Source organism: Vulcanisaeta distributa JCM 11217 (assembly GCF_001316005.1).
GTDB classification, from domain to species: Archaea; Thermoproteota; Thermoprotei; order Thermoproteales; family Thermocladiaceae; genus Vulcanisaeta; species Vulcanisaeta distributa_B.
In genome coordinates, this window is the sequence record NZ_BBBJ01000014.1 from 1 (window position 1) to 5,764 (window position 5,764).

8 protein-coding genes and 1 pseudogene are annotated in these 5,764 nt (G+C 52.8%); 4 read left to right on the forward strand and 5 right to left on the reverse strand.

The features are described 5' to 3' along the window. A pseudogene (locus JCM11217_RS11885) lies at positions 1 to 217 on the reverse strand (secretion system protein E); the annotation flags it as partial. A gap of 77 nt (positions 218 to 294) precedes the next feature. Between JCM11217_RS11885 and JCM11217_RS11890 the strand changes: the two are divergent. Both JCM11217_RS11890 and JCM11217_RS11895 read left to right on the forward strand, forming a co-directional pair. After that, positions 295 to 642 (forward strand): hypothetical protein, encoded by a 348-nt coding sequence (locus tag JCM11217_RS11890; protein WP_054843037.1) that lies wholly within the window; start codon positions 295 to 297, stop codon positions 640 to 642. Then, positions 639 to 1,280 carry a ParA family protein gene (locus JCM11217_RS11895; protein WP_054843038.1) on the forward strand — a complete coding sequence of 214 codons (642 nt, stop codon included), beginning with the start codon at positions 639 to 641 and terminating at the stop codon, positions 1,278 to 1,280. The genes JCM11217_RS11890 and JCM11217_RS11895 overlap by 4 nt, the downstream gene beginning before the upstream one ends. A gap of 4 nt (positions 1,281 to 1,284) precedes the next feature. Here JCM11217_RS11895 and JCM11217_RS11900 read toward each other — a convergent pair whose 3' ends face one another. The 4 genes from JCM11217_RS11900 to JCM11217_RS17090 are packed head-to-tail and all read right to left on the reverse strand — an operon-like array spanning position 1,285 to position 2,517. After that, positions 1,285 to 1,665, reverse strand: coding sequence for a hypothetical protein (locus JCM11217_RS11900; RefSeq protein WP_243679394.1), 381 nt, complete (start codon positions 1,663 to 1,665; stop codon positions 1,285 to 1,287). A gap of 56 nt (positions 1,666 to 1,721) precedes the next feature. After that, a complete protein-coding gene (locus JCM11217_RS17080) occupies positions 1,722 to 2,045 on the reverse strand; it encodes a hypothetical protein (RefSeq protein ID WP_243679395.1) in 324 nt (107 codons plus the stop codon). Beyond that, on the reverse strand, positions 2,042 to 2,254 hold the full coding sequence (locus JCM11217_RS17085) for a hypothetical protein (RefSeq protein ID WP_243679396.1): 213 nt from the start codon (positions 2,252 to 2,254) through the stop codon (positions 2,042 to 2,044). The genes JCM11217_RS17080 and JCM11217_RS17085 overlap by 4 nt, the downstream gene beginning before the upstream one ends. Next, positions 2,251 to 2,517, reverse strand: a complete 267-nt coding sequence (locus JCM11217_RS17090) for a hypothetical protein (RefSeq protein ID WP_243679397.1) — start codon at positions 2,515 to 2,517, stop codon at positions 2,251 to 2,253. Before JCM11217_RS17090 ends, JCM11217_RS17085 begins: the two co-directional genes overlap by 4 nt. Positions 2,518 to 2,683: 166 nt before the next feature. Here JCM11217_RS17090 and JCM11217_RS17095 point away from each other — a divergent pair, with 166 nt between their 5' ends. After that, positions 2,684 to 3,199, forward strand: a complete 516-nt coding sequence (locus JCM11217_RS17095) for a DEAD/DEAH box helicase (protein ID WP_243679398.1) — start codon at positions 2,684 to 2,686, stop codon at positions 3,197 to 3,199. A gap of 110 nt (positions 3,200 to 3,309) precedes the next feature. After that, entirely contained in the window at positions 3,310 to 5,541 is a 2,232-nt protein-coding gene (locus tag JCM11217_RS11910) for a helicase-related protein (protein WP_243679399.1), read from the forward strand. Positions 5,542 to 5,764: the final 223 nt, after the last annotated feature.

A 5,764-nucleotide genomic window follows, 5' to 3' on the forward strand; every position in this document is an offset into this window, starting at 1 on the left:
CATCCCTAACCCTGGGCATGTGCCTCACAATGAAGGACTCAAGATCGAAAGAATCAACGCCGGGTAGCACGGAGTCACCAACATCCACAAAACAACCACTGCCCCAGATGGTGCTGTAAATCGTCACCGTGCTCGGGAAGCCGCGAAACGAAACCCTACGGCTAAAGACAACCTCACCATCAACAGCGCCAATTGAACGGCTATGGAACAAGCCCATAAAAAGCCACAGGCAAACCCCCCCTTAATAAGTTGTGAGGGGTAAAACTAATTAATGAGGACCTCGACTAAAGAATCATGTTCGGACTGGGTAGGAAGAGGAGGTTAACAGGTAATGAGGAGATTGAGGAGGAGCTCGTAATAGATGATGAGGGTAAGGATGAATTCGGGCTAGCCCAAACCCAATCAACCAACCCGCCACAAATTCCCCCCCACCAACAAAATCTAACGGACCTGAGAAGCTACATAGACGAACTTAGCAGGAGGATTGAGGAGGTAATGAGCATTAAGAATGACCTAGACAAGCTCACGCAGATGAGGCCCACGATAGAGAACTACATAAATACGCTAAACGAGATCGTGAAGACGCTGAGCGAAATTGAAAACCTACTGAACAAGCTCGAGGAGCTTAGGAGGAGGCTATGACGGTGATAACGGTAACCAGCGGTAACGTGGGTGGTGTGGGGGGGAAGACGACAATAACGCTAGCCTTAATGATGAATACTAAGAACGTGGCATACATAGACCTAAGCCCAGACAATAGATCCTTATCCTTACTCCTAGGCCTGAACCCCCCCAGGATTGACGTAATAGACAGCGTGCGTGGTGGTAAATACATGATGTATGTGAGGGATGGGAACATAGTCATACCAATAAGGCACAGGGAATACCTGGAGCTCAGGCAGTTGGGCGAGATAGCACCAACTGAGGTGCAGAGGATGCTCAGGGCTCTGGAGAAAACATTGGTTAATAAGTACGGCGTGGAGAACCTCGTGATAGACACGATGAGCACGGTGAACCTGGGGCTGACGATGGGCGCGATAGAGGCTGCGGACAAGCTATTAATACCGCTGGTCAGGGAAAGGGAGGAGTTAATTAGGAGGACGGTACCGAGGGTTGGCACGAAGCACATCATCTACGCGTTGAACATGGTCAAGGAAAACCTGAGGATTGACGGTGTAGCCGCGGTAATACCATACGTGGAGGGTGCCAATAACCAACTTGAGGTTGCGGAGAGGATTAGGAGTTATGCCAGGAATTTGATGAAGGTTGTCCTTGAGTAACGGGCTAGACAAGTGATGATAGGTGGTTCATCACCATGGACATGAAGTTATTAAGTGCTGAAGCCACCGCCGTTAAACCAACCGAGTTGAGCACGGCGGGTAATATACCCATTAATAGAGCGAAGATCACGCCCATGGCGGCCAAGGCACCAATAATACGCCTAATACTGGACCACTCAATGAGTGAGTAGCCAATTAGGGATTGGACAAGAGCCAGAAAACCAATGAGGCCGAGCCCCCCCGCTATCGTTATTAATATTAGTACGGCAGCCACGAAGGCCATGAAATCAACAGTACTACTCACAACGCCCTGTATGGCCGATTCAGCGGCGGCATACGGATTAACAGAGCTTAGTACCACCGCCATGTGGTAACCAACACCCAAGCCCTAATTAGGTTTGTTCAACGTAGAGGCCACGTTGCGCCAGGCCCGGCGCAACTTCAGTGCTTAACTGCCCTGAACAACTTCGCTATCGCATTATCTACAAGACCTAACTTGGATAGGTATGTTGGGCCCAGCATCTGGTGTGCCATGGAGACCAATTCCTCTATTGGCCTCGTGAACGGCATTAGGGCGTAGTACCACTTCTGCGAAACCTCAACGCCTATTATGGCGTAGGGGGTCCCAACGGGCGACGAGCTTAGCCCTAACGCCATTAACCACGAACTGCTACCAACCCTCTCAAACCTACCCTCGCCCAGGAAGCCAAGCTCATTAACCAACTCGCTGAATGTCCTGAAGTTCGTGGGCTCCCCCCCAATCACGAAGAAGGGGGGGACTCGGGCGTGACCTTCAGGTAGTGCTTACAACCCTCAGTGGGCATCCTATTGCAAACCCTAACAACCCTACTGCCTGGGTAGGCCTCGAGAACCCTCTCGGCAGAGACCACGGAGTCGGGCTCGTAGGAGCTAACGACAACGAGCACGTCAGCCCTACCCAACAAATCAATGAACTCAGGCTGGGCAATACTCATTGGGGGGGCAGGTCAACGATGGCGAGGCCGTCATAACCCTGAGGAGGCAAGCCCTGCCTAACCCTAACAAGCTTAGACAGCCTATTAACACCATCAACAAAGTCACTGAGGTAGTAATAAACGCCAGTGCACACACCGAGACTACACGAGTAATCAAACAGCTCATGACCAAAACCCCTAAGTGAAAGAATAGCCGATAAGCCAAGGGCAACCGTACTCTTCCCCGTCCCGCCCTTCGAACCACTCGTAACAACTATCAGCATTCCAATTGTGTCCGTCTCAAGACAGTATTTATATTACTTTTGCCAAGCCCCGAGTACTAAATACCGACCAAGCACGGCCTAATAGCTTGGCAATACATCACCTGTAAAACGGGGGTAGACAGACTCATAAAGCCCGGGTAGTGCCAACACCTTGCTGGGCGGGTTAATGAGCGATTTCTGGAGGAGGTACCTACACCCAAGGCTTGCGGATGTGATTGAGGAGTTTGGCTACCTAGAGCCAACGCCAGTCCAGGAGAGGGCCATACCCAGGGTGCTCAACGGCGCCAATGTCCTAATCACCGCGCCCACGGGAAGCGGCAAGACCGAGGCAGCCATGTTCCCAATAATAAGCGAGATACTGAGCGAGGGCTTGACTGGAGGTGTCACGGCGATTTACATAACGCCAGCGAGGGCCCTCAATAGAGACGTGAACGTCAGGCTCAGGGAGATAGCCAGTAGGTTGGGTGTAACCACGGCGGTTAGGCACGGCGACACGCCGGAGAGTGAGCGTAGGAGGCAGGTTAGGGAGCCACCCACGATACTCATAACCACGCCGGAGACTCTCCAGGTTATCCTGGTGATGAGGAGTATGAGGAGGGCTCTCAGGAATGTTAGGTGGGTGGTGGTTGATGAGCTCCATGAGTTGATGAATGACGAGAGGGGGGCGCCCAACTATCCATAGCCCTGGAGAGGCTCGCTAACATAGCCGGTGAGTACCAGAGGATTGGGCTCTCCGCAACCATTGGAAACACCGAGCTAGCCAGCCAATTCCTAGCAGGCGTGGGTAGGCAAGTGGAGGTGGTGAGCGTGGACGTGAGTAGGGAGATGGAGATAAGCGTGGAGTACCCAGAGGCCTCCGAGGAGGACGTGGGCTTGGCTGAGGAGTTGAACACAATGCCAGAAACAGCCGCGAGGCTCAGGAGGATCGCCGAGATAGTTGGTTCTCACAGGGCAACGCTGATCTTCACAAACACGAGGGACGAGGCGGAACTACTGGGGGGGCATAGGCTCAGTAGGGTGCTCGGCGAAAACGCCGTGGGCGTCTACCACGGATCACTGGACAGGGAGGAGAGGGAGGGCCTTGAGGAGGGCCTGAGGAGTGGTAGGGTTAGGGCTGTGGTCACCACGTCAAGCCTCGAGCTGGGAATAGACATTGGGCACGTGGACGCCGTAATACAGTACTCAAGCCCGAGGCAAGTCACAAAGCTAATCCAGAGGGTCGGCAGGAGTGGGCATAGGCTTGGTAGGAGGGCCGTCGGTTACGTAATTGCCAGGGACACCGACGACTACCTCGAATCCCTCGTAATCGCCAGGAAAGCCCTAAACAACGAGTTGGAGGGGGGGGAGGTTGAGTACCACGAGAAGGCCCTCGACGTGCTACACCACCAAATCGCGGGCATGGTGATCGAAGCCAAGATAGAGGGCAGGGCATTAACAATCAATGACATCCTAAACACGGTGAGGAGGGCACACCCATACAGGGAATTAACGCCTGAGGAGCTCATGGAAGTCCTGAGGTTCATGGAGAGCAACAGACTCATTAGAATCAACGAGGACGGAACAATAACACCGAGGAGGGGGCTCCACAGGTACTACTTCGAGAACATCTCCATGATACCAGACCAAAAACACTACAGGGCAAGGGACATGGTCACTAACAAGGCAATAGGCGAGTTAGACGAGGAGTTCGTGGAGACCACGGAGCCAGGCACACAGATAATACTGGCGGGCAGGCCCTGGAGAATAGTCGGCATAGACCACGAGAAGGGGGGGGAGGTAGTCCTAGAACCACTGAATCAAATCCTAAACGCAGTACCCACCTGGATCGGCGAGGAAATACCAGTACCAACCGAGGTAGCCCAGGAGGTGTGCAGGCTGAGGGAGGAGTTGATAAAGGCTGCGGCAAACGGTGCAGACCCAACCACGGCGCTGAGTAACTACCCAACGAGGGAGGTCCCCCCCAACCCACTCATTGAGGAACTGAGGCAGCAGGCGGGTACGGGAGTCACGGAATTCACCAACGCAGTAATCATCGAGTGGAGGGGCAGGGATGCCGTAATACACGCATGCCTAGGCACAAAGGGGAATCAGGCACTGGCCCTATACCTAGCCAGGTACATTGGGCAGAGGTATAGGGTTGCCGTGACCTACGTCACAGACCCATACAGGGTCCTCATAACAACACCAATAAGCATACCACCCCCCCAGGCAATAACCGAGGCCCTAGGCCAAAGCCCGGACTACGTTGATGAGGAGTTGAGAGACGCCATAAGAAACACCAGGCTTTATAGGTACAGGTTCATACACGTGGCGAGGAGGTTCGGGGTACTGCCGAGGGAGTCCGTGGACGTGAACATCGATAGGCTGGCAGCCGCCCTCAGGGACACCGTCGTGGACAGGGAGGTCATCAGGGAGGTACTCACCGAAAAAATAAACCCAACACCCCTCAAGCAATTAATAAGCAAGGTCAGGGAGGGATGCGTGAGCGTAAGGGTCATCAAGGCCGAGCAATACACACTAACAGCCCAACACATAATAAACCAAGCAAGCAAATACGACACAGCAATCCAGGGAATACCAACAACCACAATCCTACAACTACTAAAGAAAAGAATCGAGGAAAGGGAAGTAACACTACTATGCCTAAACTGCGGATGGCACACAACAACCAAGGTCAAGTACATACCAGAGCAAGTCAAATGCCCAAGATGCGGAATGAGGCAAATAGCCGTACTAAAGTACGGAGAAGACCCACGAAGAACCTACGAAATAGCCAGGAAAGCAAGGAGAAACCAAAGACTAACAAAGGAGGAACAAGAAAAATGGCAAGAACTAACACAAACAGCACTGGCAGTCCTACAATACGGCAAAAAAGCCATAACAGCCCTAGCAGCACACGGAGTAGGACCAACAACAGCAATAAGAAAAATCCTACCAAAAGCCAAAACAGAACAAGAACTCTACCAACAAATCCTAGAAGCAGAACGACAATACCAACGAACAAAACCCTTCTGGAACGAATAAACAACACCAAAAACCACGAAGAAAAAACTTATAAAACACAAAAACAAGGAAACCAACCGCACAATGAGTCCCCCCCAACCAAACCACCCGGGAACAGCCCGGGCGGAAGGTTGGGGGATGATCCAACCCCCCCCAACCACACCCAAACCCAACCCCCCCCGAACAAACCCCCCCATCCCCCCCAAGAAACCGGTTGATCCTGCCGGACCCGACCGCTATCGGG